The following is a 15789-nucleotide window of genomic DNA, read 5'->3' as shown; positions in this document are numbered from 1 at the left end:
ACTATTCTCCTAGTCCAGCAAACACATAACCGTGCTGGCGCAGCCAACTCATGTAGCTTTGCATCTCTACGGTGCCGGTACGATTTTGGAGGTTACGAATTTCATCGATATCCTCTGTAATTCTGGTGTCGTTCAAAATATTTTGTGGTCTTGGGGTGTAAGTAATAAATTGATGCGTGTCAGCATTCAACATACTTCGATTACCACCAGGTTGGACAGGCAAATCAAATACCGGTCTGCGTTGTGAACCTGAACCAAATCCGCCATGCACCAATCGGTCTTCGGTTTGATAGGATTCGGTGCCTAATAAACCGCCTGTAAAACCTTCAACTTCAAATGTTCCGGGGGCTGTTCTTGGGTCGCCAAAGCGCAGTAGATTACTTTGGTCATGTATAACAACATTGCCGGTTGGAATTTCAATTCGCCTAGTATTCATTGCTACACCGGCAATTTGTGCCTGAGCAACCATCCACGCAAGTGCTACCTGTGATAACTGATTTTCTCCTGCTGAATAGCCACCGCCAATATCAGCGTGCGCTCCAATAAATCCCATTTCTATTCGTTGCTGACCTGGTGTATTATTGCTTCTGCCAATAGACTCTAGTGGAAAACCACCCCAATGGCGATCACCTTCCAAATGAACTCGTGTTCGACTATAGAAATTTCGGTTAGCAAGAGCATTAAATGTTCCGTTTGGTTGGCTCCGGTATTCATTCAATGCAACCGCATGGGCAACATAGGAGAACCATTCAGGAATAGTTAAGGTGTAATCACGACCTGAATTAGTGCTAAGTACTGTATCGAATAGCCCCATGAATCGAAAATTTACCCATTGACAAGACCTTTTTCCTGTTTCTAGGTCATTATAAAAATAATATTTTCTCCCGTTAATAAGATGTGTTTCTCTAATAATCTGATTGGCAAAGTCTCTGGCCTGTGCGGCACCACGGCTGAAACCAACAATATCAATTTCCATGACTTTATCATCATCAAAAAGCATGGCTTGGTCACGAAGATAGAGCATCATGCGGTCAATACGATCAACACCCGTTCGATTGAGACCGGCATCTAATCCGGGGACTAGAATATCATCATACCGAGAATCCCTATGGATAGTACCTACTCCAGTAATATAACTGGCAGGGCCGTTAATATTTTCGTCATATAAATTTCTAAATAAAACCACGTTGCTTACAGTGCTGCTGCGTTGTGTTAACCATTCTGGATCATCAGAGTTTTCCGTCCCATCAAACGCAAACAGCACCAGCCCATCCGGGTCAATCGACCCCAGCGGGTTATTGGCCACATAGGCATAGGCATTCGGCCCATCGGGGTGGCCCAGCGGATCGGGCGTTAAATACGCCCCATGGGCCGGGTCGTAATAACGCTGGCGGTTGTAGTGCAGGCCGGTTTCTTCATCTGAATACTGCCCCGGCAGCCGGATATTCAGGGTGAAGTTGTTTTGTTGGTTTTGAATGGCCGCTGCCCCGAACGGCGCATAGCTGGCCTGCCATACCAGTTCACCGTTTTCGTTGGTGACCGCTTCCGGCGCACCCAGGTGGTTGCTGTGGATATAGGCCAGGGTTGCGTTGCCGGGCAGGTAGCTGGAGAGCAGCGCTTTGACGTCTGCCCACAGGCCAATGGTTTGTTCCAGCGGTTCGGGGCTTTCTTTTTCTGCTGCTTCGGGAACCGTTTGGGCCAGCTTTGCGCCCTTGGGCGTGTCGATGACGGCCAGCAGCAAATCGGCCAGATAGATGTATTGGCGCTCTATGTGGCCGCTGGCGTTCAGCTCTGCCAGCAGGTGGCGGTCTGCGCTGTAGAGGTAGCCGGTGGTGCGTCCGCCAGCGTCTTTGGCGATGCGCAGGCCCCGGTGGTCGTAGTGGTAGCGGGCGATTTCTTGCCGGGTTGTTTCGCCTGCATGAATGGAAGTCAAGCGCCCTAAAGCATCCCACTGGTAGCTGCGCTGGCCTTGCCCGGTGGGCTGGCCGTTGGCGTTGTAGGTGGTGGCGGCATCCTGGTGGGTGGGGCGGCCCTGGGCATCCCAATGGGTGCGGGTGGTGCCTGCCGTCAATTCATCCTGGCTGGCGGTGTGCTGGGCCAGTACCCGGCGCTGGTCCTGGTAGGCGTAGCGCCAGACCTGGGTGTCGGTGGCAGTGTCGGTGGTTGTGCTGGTCTGCACCCCGGCAACAAGCTGGCCTGCGCCGTCATAGGCCCAATAGCGTTGCTGTGCTGCACCTTGGTGGCGGCGCTGGCTGTGCAGCAGCAGGCCGTCGCCGCTCCACAGGTAGCGTTCGTCGAAGAAGGCCAGGGCGGCTGGGGTAGCGGGGGTGGTTGCGCTGGGTGCGGTGCTGGCCTGGGCATTGCCGATGCCCAGCAGGCGCTGCACGACCGAGGCGGTGGCGGGCCACAGGGGTGTTGGTGTTGTTGGGATGCGGGCCTGGGCCTGGGCCTGGGCGTGCAGTTGCCGTGGGCCTGCGCTGGGCCTGCTGTGGACGATGCCTGCCAGGGTGCCGGTGCCATCGCGCAGCCATTGGCTGTGGATGCCGTTGCCTGCGGTGTAGCTTTGCAGGCCGACCAGGTTGCGTTGCAGGTGGCTGGCAATGGCGTCTTCTGCGGCCAGTTTGCGCAGCCACGGTCTTTGCACGGGGCTGCGCACCAGGGCGGTGACTTGCCCCTGGCCGTTGCGCTGGTAGTGCAGCCAGCGGCCATCGGGCAGGCTGGTGGCGGCCAGGCGGCCCTGGCTGTCGTGCAGGTAGCGGGTGTGGCTGGTGGTGTTGTTGGTGTTGTTGGTGTTGGTGTTGGTGGTGTTTTGGCCGTTGGCGGTGGTGCGGGTGACGCTGCGGCTGGCAATCAGCCCCCGATGGTCGTAGCGGTAGCGTTCGGTTTGCGTGGGGTGTTCCACGGCCAGCAGGTGGCGGCCCTGGTAGTGCCAGCGGGTGGTTTGGGGTGGGGTGTCGTTGGTATTGCCTGCGCTATTGGCTCCATTGGCGCTGTGGATGTGCTGCTCGGTAATGCGCCCGGCGCTGTCGTAGGCGTAGCGGGCGTGGTTGCCCTGGGCGTCGTGCATGGCGATGAGGCGGTCGGCGGCGTCCCAGGCCAGGGTGTGGCGGCCATGTTGGCCGTCGGCAGTCAGGACGGTGCGGCCAAAGTCGTCCTGCCAGCGGGTGGGGCTGGCGGTTTGGGCGGCGGGTACCCCGGGAGCTGCTGCTGGACGGGGTTTGCTGTTGCCGGGCAGTTGGATGCTTCTGCCGGTGGAGTCGTGGTAGGTCAGGGGGCGGCCCTGGCTGTCGTAGTCGATGTGGGCAAAGCGCCCGGCGTTGTCGCTCCAGTGGGTGATCTGGCCGTGGTCGTTGTAGCGCCAGGCTTCGGTGCGGGCGATGCGGTTGCTGTGCTGGCCGCTGGCGGTGGGGCGGCTTTCGCTGTCGTAGCTGCGGGTGTGCAGCAGGCCCAGGGCGCTGGCTTGCCAGATAAGGCGGCCTGTGCTGTCGAATTGCCGGGCCAGGGCGGGGGTGTAGGCCGGGGCGTTCTGGAGCAGTTCGGCCAGGGCCGGTGGGGGCGGCTGGTCGGCAGGCTGGCCGCTGCCGCTTTCCACCATCTGGCCCAGGGCGTTGTAGCGGTAGGTGCGCACCTGGGGCGGTTGCCCACCAGGGCCGGTGCTGACCAGATGGGTGATGCGGCTTTGGCTGTCATAGGCCCAGTGGGTGGCAAAGCCTGCATCGTTGCGTACCTGGGTCAAGCGCCCTGCGCGGTCGTGTTGCAGGTGGTGCTGGTAGCCGCCGGGGCTGGTGATCTGCACCATGTAGTCGCCGCGTGCATCCCACTGAATGCGCGTGCTGCTGGATGCCAGCGGCCCGTCCACCTGCACCAGCAGGCTGCGCCCGTTGATTTCTGCATACCGGTAGCGGGTGGTGCGCTCGATGGCCGTGGGCTGCTGCTGGCCTTCGTCGTTGATGGGGCTGAAGCCCTGCTGCGTCAGCTGCGTGATCTGCCCGGCAGCGTTGTAGCGCAGGGTGAGTTGTTGTTGCTGCCCTTGAACGACGCTGGGGCGGGTGATGCGCGTGGGTTTGTCGGGCCAGCGCCGGTCTTCGTAATAGACCTGCTCCTGGGCTTGCCCGATGCGGCTGGTGTGCAGTGTTTTGGCGGGCGGGGGTTCTTGGTTCTCTTCGATGGTGGTGGGCTGGAGTTGCTCCTGGGCGGTAAGGCGCCCCTGGCTGTCGTAGTGGTAGCGGATGTTCACCGGCCCGCATTGGGCGCAGCCTGCACCCCGTGCTTCTGTCAGCCGGTATTGCCCGGCAATGATGCGCTGGCGGTACAGAGTGTGCTGGCCCAGGCTGTTGGTCAGCAGGGTGCGCCCTTCTTGGGCGGGCAGGGTGGGGGCCAGGTATTGCAGGGTGACTTGTTCCTGGCCGGGGGTGCCCTCTGGGGGCGCTCCTTTGGTGCTGAGGATGGCCCGGCCCCGTTCGTCGTAGCGGTAGGTGGACAGGCGCTCTTTGGTGCGCTGGCCGCTGCTGTCTGTGCCTTCCATGCTGATGCCGCTTAAGCGGTAGGGCCAGCGCTTGTCTTCGTAGTGGTAGTGACGTTGGGTTTGGTCAGGACTGGTGACGCCCAGCAGGTTGGCCGCATCGCTCTTTTGCGTGCCGTGCTGGTAGGTGAAGCGCCCCAGCGGGGTGGTGATGGCCTGCACACCGGCAAAGAGGGCGGGCTGTTCGCTGGTCCGGGCCTGGGCAATGGTGGCTTTGTCGGGGTAGCTGAAGATGAGGCTGCGCCCTTGCGGGTCGGTCACTTGCGCCAGTTGGCCGTTGGGGCTGCGCTGCAAGGTGAGGGTGGCACCGCTGGCAGCGCTGATGCGTTCGAGCTTGCCCTGGGCGTTGAAGTGCAGGCTGCGCCCGGCATGGGGGCCGTGGCTCCAGTGCCAGGTGTAGCGCTTGCGCTGCTGGCCGTTGGCACTGCGCCGCTCATCGATGGCGATATGCCCCTGGGTGGGGTCGCCACTGGCGCAGTGGCTGGGGTTGGCCGGGTCAATAGCAAAGATGATGCGGCTGCCGTCCGCTTGCAGCACCTGCACGGTGTTGCCCACTTCGTACAGCTCGGTCTCATAGCTCAAACGCCAGCCTGCACCCAAAGCACCTAAAACCCGTGCATGGGCGCTGTTGTAGTGGCGCACCAGCTCCAAGCCCAGTTCGCCGGGCAGGGCGGGCATGTCCACTTCCATCTGGTATTTGTTGCCGTTGGTGACGTTGATGGGGTTGCCAGCACCCAGATTGGGCCCGCCGGTGCTGCCTTGGCTGGCCGGGCCAGAGCTATCACAAGGATTGCCGCCTGCGTTGGGCTTGCAGCTGCCACCAGCGCCGCCGCCACCGCCACCGCCGATGTCCCCAAAGATGGGCGGCTGCGTGGGGGCGCAACTGGAGCGGCTGGGGTCGCAGGTGCCGCTGCCGCTGCCCAGGTCGGGTAGGCCCGGGATTTGCCCCAGGGCAGGCAGGGTGAGCAACGCGGTCAGAAGCGTCAGAAGCAGCAGGCGGCGCAGGAAGCGGTGGAGGGAAGGCATGAGGCAAATATCTTGCTATTAATAAAGAAGCTATTAGCGCTTGTAAATAATGGAATTTATATTGTTTTATATCTAAAAAACAATGTATATAAGCGATAGAAGCTATATTTATGATAGTAAGTCAGAGTGCATCGCTGGCGTTGTCGTCCATGCTGCCCAGTTCAGGAGCGGGCTGAAAAATGCTCAGGTCCTGGGCATGGCCAATGGCGCGTAGCTCCTCATAGAAGCTGGGCACGGTGTCGCAGCCGGTGAAGCAGCCGCGTACCTTGTGGTCGGCGCCGTAGCCTTGCTGGTGAAAGCGCAGGATTTCCTGCATCTGGATTTTTCCGCTCTCCATGCCAGTGACTTCGGTGACGCTGGTGACCATCCGGGTGCCGCAGGCAAAGCGGGTTTGCTGGACGATGATGTCCACAGCGCTGCTGATCTGTTCGCGGATGGCTTGCAGCGGCAGGTCCATACCGGCCATCAGCACCATGGTTTCCAGGCGTGCCAGTGCATCGCGCGGGGTATTGGCGTGCAAGGTGGTGAGCGAGCCTTCGTGCCCGGTGTTCATGGCTTGCAGCATGTCCAGCGCCTCGGCACCGCGGCATTCGCCGACCACGATGCGGTCAGGCCGCATCCGCAGGGTGTTGCGTACCAGATCGCGGATATGCACGGCGCCGCGCCCTTCGAGGTTGCTGGGGCGGCTTTCCAGGCTGATGAGGTGTTCGTGGTTGAGCTGTAGCTCGGCGGCATCTTCGATGGTGATGATGCGTTCGTGCCCGGGGATGAAGTTGGAGAGGATGTTCAGCAGCGTGGTTTTGCCCGATCCGGTGCCGCCGGAGACGATGACGTTTTTACGCGCGACCACGCAAATTTCCAGAAACGCGGCCATGGCGGCGCTGATGGAGCCCATGCGCACCAAGTCCTGGGCCTGTAGCTTGCGTTTGGCGAATTTGCGGATGGTCAGGCACGGGCCTTTGAGGGCCAGGGGCGGGATGATGGCATTGACGCGCGAGCCGTCTTTGAGCCGGGCATCCACCATCGGGGAGGATTCGTCGATGCGCCGCCCCAGCGGGGTGACGATGCGCTCGATGACGCTGAGGACAGCCCGGTCGCTGGTGAACGTCATGGGGTGCTTGACCAGTCGGCCAGCGCGTTCGATGTAGATTTCATCGAAGCGGTTGACCATGATTTCACTGACGCCGTCGTCGTCCAGCAGGTCTTCCAGCGGCCCCAGGCCGATGGCTTCCGCCAGCACCTGGCGCAGCAGTTGCGGACGGTTGATTTCGGGCGGTATCTGTGCTTCCAGCTCGGCGATGATTTCTTCGATCAGGGCGCTGGTTTCCTTGCGCAGCAGTTCATCGCTCATGCTGGAGATGTCATGGCGGCGCAGGTCCATGGTGTCCAGCAACTTGGCGTGGACTTTTTTTCGCCACTCGAACTCCAGTTGTCGCTGGTGCTGGTTGGGTAAAACCACCAACTGATTTGCAGGCTGGGGTGTCGGCCCCTGCGGCGGGGGCGGGGTGGCTGCCTGGGCACGCAAGGCTGCGCGGTGTGCGTCTTCGCGGATGGCCTCTGCCTGTGCGTGCCGTGCTGCCGCCGTGCGGGAGCGCTGACGCTCTGGCGGCTGGTCTGGCCCGGCATGTTGGCCGTGGGGATGATCTTCGGCCTGTGCTGCGTCCTTGGCCTGTGCGTCAAGCCGCACCCGCAGCCGAAAAGGGCCAATGCCGATATCGTCGCCGGCCTTGACGGGGCCGTATTGCAGGTCGATGCGCTCTCCGTTGACCAGGACGCCGCCAAAGGCGCCCAGGTCTTCCAGAAGAATGCCCGCCGGGGTGAGGAACAGCCGCGCATGTTCCTTGGCAACGCGCCAGCTTTCCAGGCGGATTTCAGCCTGGCCTGCGCGGCCAATGATGGCTTCCCCGGGGGCGAGAAGGCGCTCGACCTCCCCGTTGGGCTTATGAATCTGTACTTGGATGTGTGACATGGCGTGCCGGGGCGGGGTTATTCGTGAGTGGATGGCGTGTGTTCTGCCTGCGGCAGCAGTTGCACCGGTTGCAGCCAGGGCGAGGCCACCCAGCCGCGCTGGCCCTGGTACTGCACGGCAGTCCACGCGCCGCGCTCCAGTACGGCCAGGGCGTCCACGATCTGGTCTTCGGGAATGAAGGTTTGCACCGGCGCGTTGCGGTCAGGGGTCAGCATCAGGGGCAGCATTCGCGCCAGTACCCGGTAGCTGCCAGCCGTGGGCAGGCCATCGAGCGTCAGCGCCGTGCCTGCGGCCAATGGCACGGGCTGTGCCGCAGGCAGGGGCTGGGTGGACACAGGTTCCAGTTCCAGGCGCACAGGCGTGACCCAGGTGCGCTGCACCCAGCCCTGCATGGTGCCGGTCTGCACGGGCAGCCAGTCCCGGGAGACGGTTTCATGCGTCGGCTGGGCACGCAGGGTGACTACCGCACCCCGGTCGAGCAGCAGCAGGCTGCGCCCTTTCAGGTCGGGGCGGGCACGCAGCGCCAGGCCGTCCTGCAAGACCCGGAAGGTGCTGCCCTTGTTGGCGTCGAAGGGGGTGGCGGCCACCAGCGGGGGCGGGGGTGCAGCTGCCGTTTCATTTGTCGTGTGTTCTGGTGCCTCGTCGGGGGGTGTTGCGGCGGCAGGGGAAATGTCCGGGCGGGCCATATCCACCCCTGGCTGCAAGGGGTTGCTCAGGTAGGGCGCTGCGCCAAGCCGCTCCTGCAGGCGTTCGGTGGTGCGTTCGATGCGATCGACGATTCCGGGCGACTGGGCGTCCACCACGGTGGGCGTGACGAAGATGACCAGTTCCGTCTCTTTGTTCTGGAAGCTTTTGGAGCGGAACAGGGCGCCCAGGATGGGGATGTTGCTCAGGCCCGGAACCCGGTCGGTATTGACCGATGTTTCGCGCTGGATCAATCCGCTCAGGACAATGGTTTCGCCCTGGCGGACGTTGAATTCGGTATTCGTTTTGCGACTGAGCAGGCCCGGCCCGAACTCGGTGGAGATCGATGGGTCGATGCTGCTGACCTCGGCGGCAATCTGTGCATGGACGTTGCCGGTGTTGTCCACGCGCGGCAGGATGTCCAGCCTGACGCCGTATTGCTTGAATTCAATGGACGGCCCTTCGTTGGTGCGTACCGAGTAAGGAATCTCGCCCCCGGCAAGGAAGCTGGCGCTTGCCCCGTTGCGTGCCGACAGCTGCGGTTCTGCCAGGATGGTGGTTTTGCCCTCCTGGGCCAGGGCATTGAGCGTGGCATTGAGGCCCAGGTTCAGCAGCGAACCGATATGCAGCGCTTTGGGCAGGGTCAGTGTGCTGCCATCGGACACGATCATGGGCGGGGTGTTTTCGGAGCCGGTCTGTACGCCGATCTGGAATCCGTCACCCCGGCCACGCCGGATGGGCGACCAGATGCCCCCGACGGCCACGCCACCGGTAGCACGCCAGGACAGGCCCAGTTCCCGCAGGGCCGAGGTGGGAAACTCGACGACCTTCACGTCCAGCATGACCATCTTTTCCACCCCCAGCGTGCTGGTGAAGTTCACGATCTGCGGGTAGCGCTGGGCCAGCATGTCGATACGGGCCAGGTCGGCCATGCTCAGGCCTTCGCCCTCGACGATCACCTTGTCGCCGATGATGGACGCCCGTGCCTTGGGGATGCTGGTCAGAAATGCGGCGATCTCCCGTGCGATGCGGCTGGTGTCGCCGGGCACGATGTTGATTTTCACGCGCTGGTAGCGGCCATCGGCGTTCCAGATGAACAGGCTGCTGGTGCCCATGCCGTTGGCAAACAGGATGACTTCTTTCTCGTCCAGCGCTGCGGCGGTCAGGATGCTGCCGTTGCCCACGGCGATCCGGGCCACGCCAGGGGCCGGAAATACCCGCGATTCGCCGACGAACATCTCGATCTCGGGAATCTGCCCTTCGTCGCTGGGGCGTTGCACGGGTTCGTAAGGGCGTGCGCCAGGGCCTGCGATTTGTGCCTTGCGGTTGGATTTGGTGTTGCTGCGGGGCTTCAGGTGTTCGGCGTAGCCGTTGATGGGTGCAGTGTCCTGGGCCATTGCAGGCATGAGTGCGGTACTGCTGCCAGCCAGCACCAGCAAGGCGCAGCAGGCCGCCGGAATCCGGCGCAGGCGCGGCAGGCGGGGCGGTAGGTTCGAAGAAGTCGTGGATTGCATGGTGTGAATGGATGAAGCTGAAAAGAAATTACGGCCTGCCTGCGGCGCTGACCGAGGTCACGACAGTGCGGACATCCGGCCCGCCGTCCTCTGCCAGGGCATTCGCGCCATCGGCTGCGGAAGGGGGCCGGGCAGCATTTATCAGGGCCGAGACAGCCGCGCCGGCCTGCGCTGCTGCGGCCTGCCGATCTGCGGAAGCAGGCGGCACATAGGCCCCCAGCCGCAGCGCTTCTGCAGGAATGCTGCTGTTGCTGCCGCCGTACAACACGGGCACTTCCCGCACGCCGGGCGCCAGCACATCCCCGCGCCTGCGCTGGTCGATCAGGGCGGCCAGATCGACCAGCGGCTCCGGCAACGGCTGTGTGTCCTCTGGATTGCGCAGCAATGCGGTCAGCCGCCCTTCTTCCCGGGCAATCACCACGTTCTGTGCCTGTTTCCAGTCGGTATCCAGCGTCACCGTGGAATAGATGCGCGTCTCGCCATTGCGTGATTCATCCACTGCGCGTTGTCCTGTTGCCAACACGCGCACGCCTTGCAGCAAGGGGGCTGTTACTTTCTGCCTCTCTTGCTGGAATGTCACCAGCAGATCGATCAGATCGCCCGGCTCCAGCAGGCCGGAAATGGAGTTGATCTCATCGACGGCGACCGTAATGGCGCGTCGCCCAGGCGCGACCCTGACGGAGAAGGTGGGTACTTTGCGCCCTTCCAGCATGGGCCACAGCAGCAACTCACCTCCCTTCATATGAAAGGCCAGTTCCTGCCCCTCTATGGATGCGAACTGATCCGGGCTGATGGCCAGGCTGTGCGCGTAATCCCCGGGTACTTCACGTACCGCCAAGGTTTCTGCCGTGAGCAAAACACCTGCCTGCAAATCCTTCTTGGCAACCACTACGCTGACCATTTCGCCCCGGGAGCGGGACTCGATTTCCTGCAGGCGACTGGATAGATAGCTACTTGCTACAAACGCGGCCAGCAAGCCAAAAGTAATGGCAACCAGCAGCACGCCAACAGTTTTAGAAGGTTTTAACGACCTTGCTGAGGGCAATTTCATTCAACATCTCCAGAGATACGAGGCGCCATGCACCATGCATGCGCCCCGAGACGCCTAAACAGGCAAAACCAGTCCCGACCCCGGCAAAAGCCAGAGGGCCGTGAACATCACCATCCGGTGCATCAGGGAAGGGAAAAGGCGTACGCCAGCTTCGAGAACGACAGGCGCATTGCCATCAGCAACTGGCGCAACACGCTGTCGTCAGAGGCCATGCCTATCCCCAAGGTCAGGGCCAGGACGGCGCAAACCACCACGTACTCCACAGAAATGCCGCCGCGCTGCCCGGCCTGGAATCTCTTGCCTTTTTCCGGCGATCTCGACATGCCCATGAACACGTTCCTACTCCCTCGATGAATAAGCAATCAGGTTCAGGACGATGCTGCTGCGGCCGTCCTCCAGCCGCAGCAGCACCAGGGCTGCTTCCTGGCTCTTGCCGCTGAACAGCAGGCTGCGTTCCGTCCCATTGCTGGCCTCATGTCGCGCTTGCAGGCGCAAGCCCTGGCGTTCCAGTTCGCGCGTTACATGTGCCTCGTTGTAGTCCACGCCATAACGGTTCATTGCCGTCAGGTGCAGTGCATCCTTGCCGGGGTCGCGGTCACTCAGTTCACTGACGAGCTGGGTCTGTGGCGGCAACCGGCTTAACCAATCCCGCAGCAGTGCGGGCTGCCTGTTTTCGTGGACGGACTGGCCGGTCTGCATCGTTGCCACCAGCACCTTGGTGTAGTCGGCAGAGGTCGTGCCTACCATCGCTTCCAGCTCTACCGTCAGGAAATAAGCGCCCTGGCGCTGTCCCAGAACCAGCTTGCGCCCGACCTGGTTTTCGACCAACGGCCCCTGCACATGGCCCCGATACCAATCCCGCAGCGTCTGCACATTGCCCTGGGCGATATAGCCGGTGATGCGTACCGGCATGCCGTGCAGAACCATCTGGTTGCCGACCTGAAACTGCTCGACCGCAGGCGGGGCAGGCAGCATCCATCGGCCAGGTATCGGACGCAGCTTGTGCGATCGGCAGGCACGCAGCCAGCCCGATCAACACTGCAACACTTGTTCTCTGAAAAATCCCGTGCATGCGGCTGGCCTACTTGCGGGCGCGGAGGCGATCGGCGGGCACCAGGTCTTCCCAGCGCTCCAGCTTGCCGACTTCCGGCGGGCTGACATGGCCCAGCTCCAGCAATGCAAACGGCAGGCTCATGACCGAACTGGTGGCGTTCAATGCCTTGGTCAAATCCTGGCTGGCCCGCACTCTCTGATTGACATCGCTGGGAGAATGCCCTGTCCAGTTGCCGATCATCACCACCGTTTTGCGGCCAATCCGCAGGTCCAGCGCATCGAACGGTTCATAACTGCGAATGCCTGAGGGCAGATTCACCAACGGTACCTGCACGGCCCCCTCATACAAAGGCGGGTCGTTCAGTTTGAAAGCGCCTGCTCTCAAAAATATCCGGTCTGTATCGACATCCTGGCTCGGCCCCACGCGCACGGCGATATCGTCTATTTTCTGAATCAGCGGCTTGTCGGCAGGATCACGCCAGAACAGGTTTTGATGTGCCTTGAAATCACCCGCAGCATCCTTGGTTTTGATCGGTGCGTCAGGGTTGCTGAAAAACCGCCGACGCACTTCGATGGCCAGATCGTCGGCGGGTTTGAATCCTGCTGTGGTCTGGTCATTATTGACCGTGGCGTCAAATGCAGCGTAACGGCTGCCGACCTGCACTGCGTGGCTGATGTCCTGGTATTTGGCGATCATTGGAATCAGCAAAAGCAGTGGCATCAGTGCGATTGCGACCACGATAAATTCAACGAGTGACTGGCCTTTCTGTTGGTATTTCATTGCTATAGATGGAAAATTCAGTCATCCAGAATGTCTTCACTCGCTTCTTCAATCGTGAACCCGGGAGTGTAAAGATGGGGGAAGAGTATTTTTTTGTCGATATAAATATCCTCTTCCACTACGGTTGCTTTGACATGCAGTCCGTTTTCTTTGAAGGTTTTGTCCACTTTTTCCAATAATATCCCTTGGTGTTCCGAACCATAGAATTCCAGTGTCCTCCATTTTTCCTTGCGCGGAAGAATGCACACATGGCTTCCTGTGAGGGCATTGATGGTATCTCCGTTGTTATAAATTTTTTCGAAAATAATTTTTCTGCAATTCCCGTCGTTGCCGACCTTGTATTTTTCCAAAGTGCGTGAAGGCATCATATAAGCGTCGCCGAACTCTCCCAATAATGCCTGCGGATAGTATTCCTGGCAGTGCCCTTCAGCAGTCTTTTTCTGGGTATAAACAATGCACACGCCAACACCAGCATATCCAATGCTCATTTGAATATTGCTCGGCTTGTCGTTTATCAATTGACAGTCATCGGAGATATATATTATTCCATCCCAGCGATAAATGATTTTAAGATTTTCTGTGTAATAGATATCGTAGGCAACGGATTTTAATTTGGTGTCCGGCGGAGGCAAATTCACAGGCTTTTTTAAAATATCGCAGATATTTTTCTGCGAGCGTATCTCTGCCCATGTGGATTGATCGCTGGCATAGCCTTCCAAACGGACATGGTGGCCCAGAATCTTGCCATCGCGTTCTGTATGGGATGGCAATTTCTTTACGCGTCCCTCTCCGGCGTTGGCCGCTGTCCCACTGAACAGCATCAGAAAAACTGCCGTCCACCAAAACAGCTGTATTGATATGGATTTGTTATTTTTCATCTTCGCCTCGCCTGTTATTTCTATTGCCAATCATGGCCTTGCCACCCCTTGGCGCAGCCATTGGCTGGCCACATCGCCTTCCACCAAACGGGTTTGCCAATAGGGATTGAAAAGACTGCCCAACTCCACGGGGCGGCTACGCTTGGCTCCCCAACGGTTGTCGCCATGGTCTGGCGGGCGCTCGAAGAACACTTCGGTGCCCGAAACCGCCGCCATCACACCATCGGCCAAGGTGGTTTCATACGCCGCAATGCGCGAATCTCCCCGGGTTTGAATCTGGCCGGTACTGCCATCTGTCGTTCGCAATTGATTCGCGGCCCGTGTCAGGCGTACCGAATGGCGCAGCACCGGCTCCTTGTTGCTGTTGCTGCCCGTCAGCCAGCTGGCGTTCAGGTCGTAGTAGCCGGGCAGGCCGCTGTAGCGCATATCGGGAGAATTCGTTTGCAAGGCATACCGATGCGCCGAAGGGTTGCGGGAGGAAGAGCCGCCGTAGGTGCCCGCAGGGGCTTGATTCGTCACAGATGCCTCTTGCTGGGCCATGCCGGTGGGCGTTTCCCCTTTTCGGCAGCCAATGAAACGGCGTGCGCGATACCGGTGGTAAGACTGCGTATCCACCGCGTGCCACTCGTCCAGCCCCAGTAGTGCGGTTCCTCCGGCGCGATCCACGTAATTGAATTTTCCGAAGCACCGGCCCAGTTGTGGAATGACGGCAGTAGAGCGCCACCTGCGTTCTTTCACAAAAGCATCGGTATATGCGCCCTCCAGCGTTACGTCTTTGAAGCGTGTGCGTTCGCTGCCGTCATACCGCTTGGTAAAGGCGCCCCCTGGCCCATACAGCCAATCATCCGTGCCTGCCGTTAAATCAACGGTTACATGGCCATCGCCTGCGTAATTGGCATCTGCCACGCTTTGCATGATGCGGTGGCGTTCGGCAACAAAACCGGTGTGCAATATTTGCTGGGCAGTTTTGATGACCGATTTCTGTACCTCTGCCGCTGCCACCGCTGCGGTTGTCGCATTTTGCACAAGGTCGCTGAAATTCGGTATATGGGGGCGGATATGTTGCGACTCCATCAGACCGCACGCCACGGCATACTCAGGCCCGAACTTTCTCATCGCAGAAAGCATGGAAAAGAACGCAGACCAGTAATTGCCATTCTCAACCTGAGCAATACCCCGGCATTCTGGATGAACGCGCGGCAAGTTACTGCTCCAGTTTTCCACGTACTGTGCCCAGGAGGACATGCTAACCATCTGCGAGACGAGTACCTCGTTTGCCAGCAAGGCACGATTGTTGTAAGCGCTGTAATTCAACGCGCGGGCATGCATCAACCCAGCGCTGTATGCCACTGCATCCGCAGTAGTAACCAGCTTGGTTTTCTCACGGGTCAATTGCCCGACATTGAACATGAAGAACAAAGCCGCCAGACCTGCCACCAGCATGAAAATACCGTATAGCAACGCCTGACCGCTTTGGCGGCCCATGGAAGACCGCCTTTGCATACTCTTCCCTTGCACGAGGATGCAAAATAATTATTTATTGTTGTAGGCGTCCAGCCCTTTGGTTTTATTCGCCTCGGTCTTGGCACCATCGGAGGCAGTCTTGGCATTCTTGATCGATTCGGAGGCTGATTGCCCCGCTACCTCACTGGCAATCCCTGCGGTTTGATTGCGGATGGTTTCACCAAAAAATTGGTAAACCGCGATCGCTGCAACAGCAATCAATGCCACGATGATGATGTACTCGGTCATGCCTTGACCACGCTGTTTTTTTAGATCCAACATGAAAACACTCCATTGACATATGCTTCACCAGGATAAGAAGCAGAGTTTCCACACCAAGAGCCCCTCCGCTCTGTGAAGGTTGCGAAATGTACCATCTTGCAATATCTTCAGAAAATTAAATTGTAACAATTTGATATTTTAAACGTTGCCTTTTTGGATTTTTATGCGGCTTTTCTTTGTAATTGCAAGGTTCGTGTAAGTCGCAAAAACTTACAAATATCTTTTGAAAAAACTTTCTTCCTAGTAGATTACGACAAACAAAAAACGAGGTGACTATTAAAAAAGAAGCATCTTGACAAGAGTGGGTGCTATCTATCTTGTTTTTTTGGGATTTTTTTCTCTTCTCTTTCATGAGACGCAAGTTGATACATAAAAAATCATGGGCAGGTGCTGGGCGGGCCCAGCGCGGCGCAGCCATGCTGGAGTTTATTTTTGCCGGCTCGCTCATCAGCCTGATCGGTACTGTGGCGCTGCAATACGTACTCATGTTCAACGCCAAGAACATCGTCAACCATGCCGGTTTCAT

General features: G+C 59.3%; 11 protein-coding genes. All 11 read right to left on the bottom strand.

The genetic code is table 11. The features are described from left to right. Position 1: 1 nt before the first annotated feature. The 11 genes from ACFO3A_RS08915 to ACFO3A_RS08865 all read right to left on the bottom strand — a co-directional run bounded on the left by ACFO3A_RS08915 (position 2) and on the right by ACFO3A_RS08865 (position 15681). Positions 2–5548 (bottom strand): RHS repeat-associated core domain-containing protein, encoded by a 5547-nt coding sequence (locus ACFO3A_RS08915; protein ID WP_377725770.1) that lies wholly within the window; start codon positions 5546–5548, stop codon positions 2–4. A gap of 121 nt (positions 5549–5669) precedes the next feature. Further along, on the bottom strand, positions 5670–7517 hold the full coding sequence (locus ACFO3A_RS08910) for an ATPase, T2SS/T4P/T4SS family (protein ID WP_377725768.1): 1848 nt from the start codon (positions 7515–7517) through the stop codon (positions 5670–5672). A gap of 17 nt (positions 7518–7534) precedes the next feature. Next, complete coding sequence (locus ACFO3A_RS08905) at positions 7535–9715, bottom strand: pilus assembly protein N-terminal domain-containing protein (RefSeq protein ID WP_377725765.1); 2181 nt, start codon at positions 9713–9715, stop codon at positions 7535–7537. A gap of 28 nt (positions 9716–9743) precedes the next feature. Further along, the gene (gene cpaB / locus ACFO3A_RS08900; protein WP_377725764.1) at positions 9744–10766 is read right to left on the bottom strand and encodes a Flp pilus assembly protein CpaB; all 1023 of its coding nucleotides are present in this window, start codon (positions 10764–10766) and stop codon (positions 9744–9746) included. Positions 10767–10888: 122 nt separating this feature from the next. Continuing rightward, entirely contained in the window at positions 10889–11095 is a 207-nt protein-coding gene (locus tag ACFO3A_RS08895) for a hypothetical protein (RefSeq protein ID WP_377725762.1), read from the bottom strand. A gap of 10 nt (positions 11096–11105) precedes the next feature. Further along, a complete protein-coding gene (locus ACFO3A_RS08890; RefSeq protein WP_377725760.1) occupies positions 11106–11741 on the bottom strand; it encodes a hypothetical protein in 636 nt (211 codons plus the stop codon). A 106-nt stretch (positions 11742–11847) separates the two neighbouring features. Next, positions 11848–12600, bottom strand: a complete 753-nt coding sequence (locus ACFO3A_RS08885) for a hypothetical protein (RefSeq protein WP_377725758.1) — start codon at positions 12598–12600, stop codon at positions 11848–11850. Positions 12601–12617: 17 nt separating this feature from the next. Then, complete coding sequence (locus ACFO3A_RS08880; protein ID WP_377725756.1) at positions 12618–13478, bottom strand: hypothetical protein; 861 nt, start codon at positions 13476–13478, stop codon at positions 12618–12620. A 30-nt stretch (positions 13479–13508) separates the two neighbouring features. Further along, positions 13509–14963, bottom strand: coding sequence for a pilus assembly protein TadG-related protein (locus ACFO3A_RS08875; protein WP_377725753.1), 1455 nt, complete (start codon positions 14961–14963; stop codon positions 13509–13511). A gap of 48 nt (positions 14964–15011) precedes the next feature. Beyond that, complete coding sequence (locus tag ACFO3A_RS08870) at positions 15012–15263, bottom strand: hypothetical protein (RefSeq protein ID WP_377725752.1); 252 nt, start codon at positions 15261–15263, stop codon at positions 15012–15014. Between the two features lie 115 nt (positions 15264–15378). Further along, positions 15379–15681, bottom strand: coding sequence for a hypothetical protein (locus ACFO3A_RS08865; protein ID WP_377725749.1), 303 nt, complete (start codon positions 15679–15681; stop codon positions 15379–15381). Between the last annotated feature and the right edge of the window lie 108 nt (positions 15682–15789).

This window comes from Comamonas nitrativorans (assembly GCF_042654765.1).
Lineage (GTDB): Bacteria > Pseudomonadota > Gammaproteobacteria > Burkholderiales > Burkholderiaceae_C > Comamonas > Comamonas nitrativorans.
The sequence above is the reverse complement of the archived record's forward strand: the minus strand, read 5'-3'. Positions and strand labels throughout refer to the sequence as shown.

Bases quoted from the DNA above. Each gene is read 5' to 3' on its own strand.
- ACFO3A_RS08915 (WP_377725770.1), bottom strand. From the start codon at position 5,548: ATGCCTTCCCTCCACCGCTTCCTGCGCCGCCTGCTGCTTCTGACGCTT.
- ACFO3A_RS08910 (WP_377725768.1), bottom strand. From the start codon at position 7,517: ATGTCACACATCCAAGTACAGATTCATAAGCCCAACGGGGAGGTCGAG.
- ACFO3A_RS08905 (WP_377725765.1), bottom strand. From the start codon at position 9,715: ATGCAATCCACGACTTCTTCGAACCTACCGCCCCGCCTGCCGCGCCTG.
- cpaB (WP_377725764.1), bottom strand. From the start codon at position 10,766: ATGAAATTGCCCTCAGCAAGGTCGTTAAAACCTTCTAAAACTGTTGGC.
- ACFO3A_RS08895 (WP_377725762.1), bottom strand. From the start codon at position 11,095: ATGGGCATGTCGAGATCGCCGGAAAAAGGCAAGAGATTCCAGGCCGGG.
- ACFO3A_RS08890 (WP_377725760.1), bottom strand. From the start codon at position 11,741: ATGCTGCCTGCCCCGCCTGCGGTCGAGCAGTTTCAGGTCGGCAACCAG.
- ACFO3A_RS08885 (WP_377725758.1), bottom strand. From the start codon at position 12,600: ATGAAATACCAACAGAAAGGCCAGTCACTCGTTGAATTTATCGTGGTC.
- ACFO3A_RS08880 (WP_377725756.1), bottom strand. From the start codon at position 13,478: ATGAAAAATAACAAATCCATATCAATACAGCTGTTTTGGTGGACGGCA.
- ACFO3A_RS08875 (WP_377725753.1), bottom strand. From the start codon at position 14,963: ATGGGCCGCCAAAGCGGTCAGGCGTTGCTATACGGTATTTTCATGCTG.
- ACFO3A_RS08870 (WP_377725752.1), bottom strand. From the start codon at position 15,263: ATGTTGGATCTAAAAAAACAGCGTGGTCAAGGCATGACCGAGTACATC.
- ACFO3A_RS08865 (WP_377725749.1), bottom strand. From the start codon at position 15,681: ATGGCTGCGCCGCGCTGGGCCCGCCCAGCACCTGCCCATGATTTTTTA.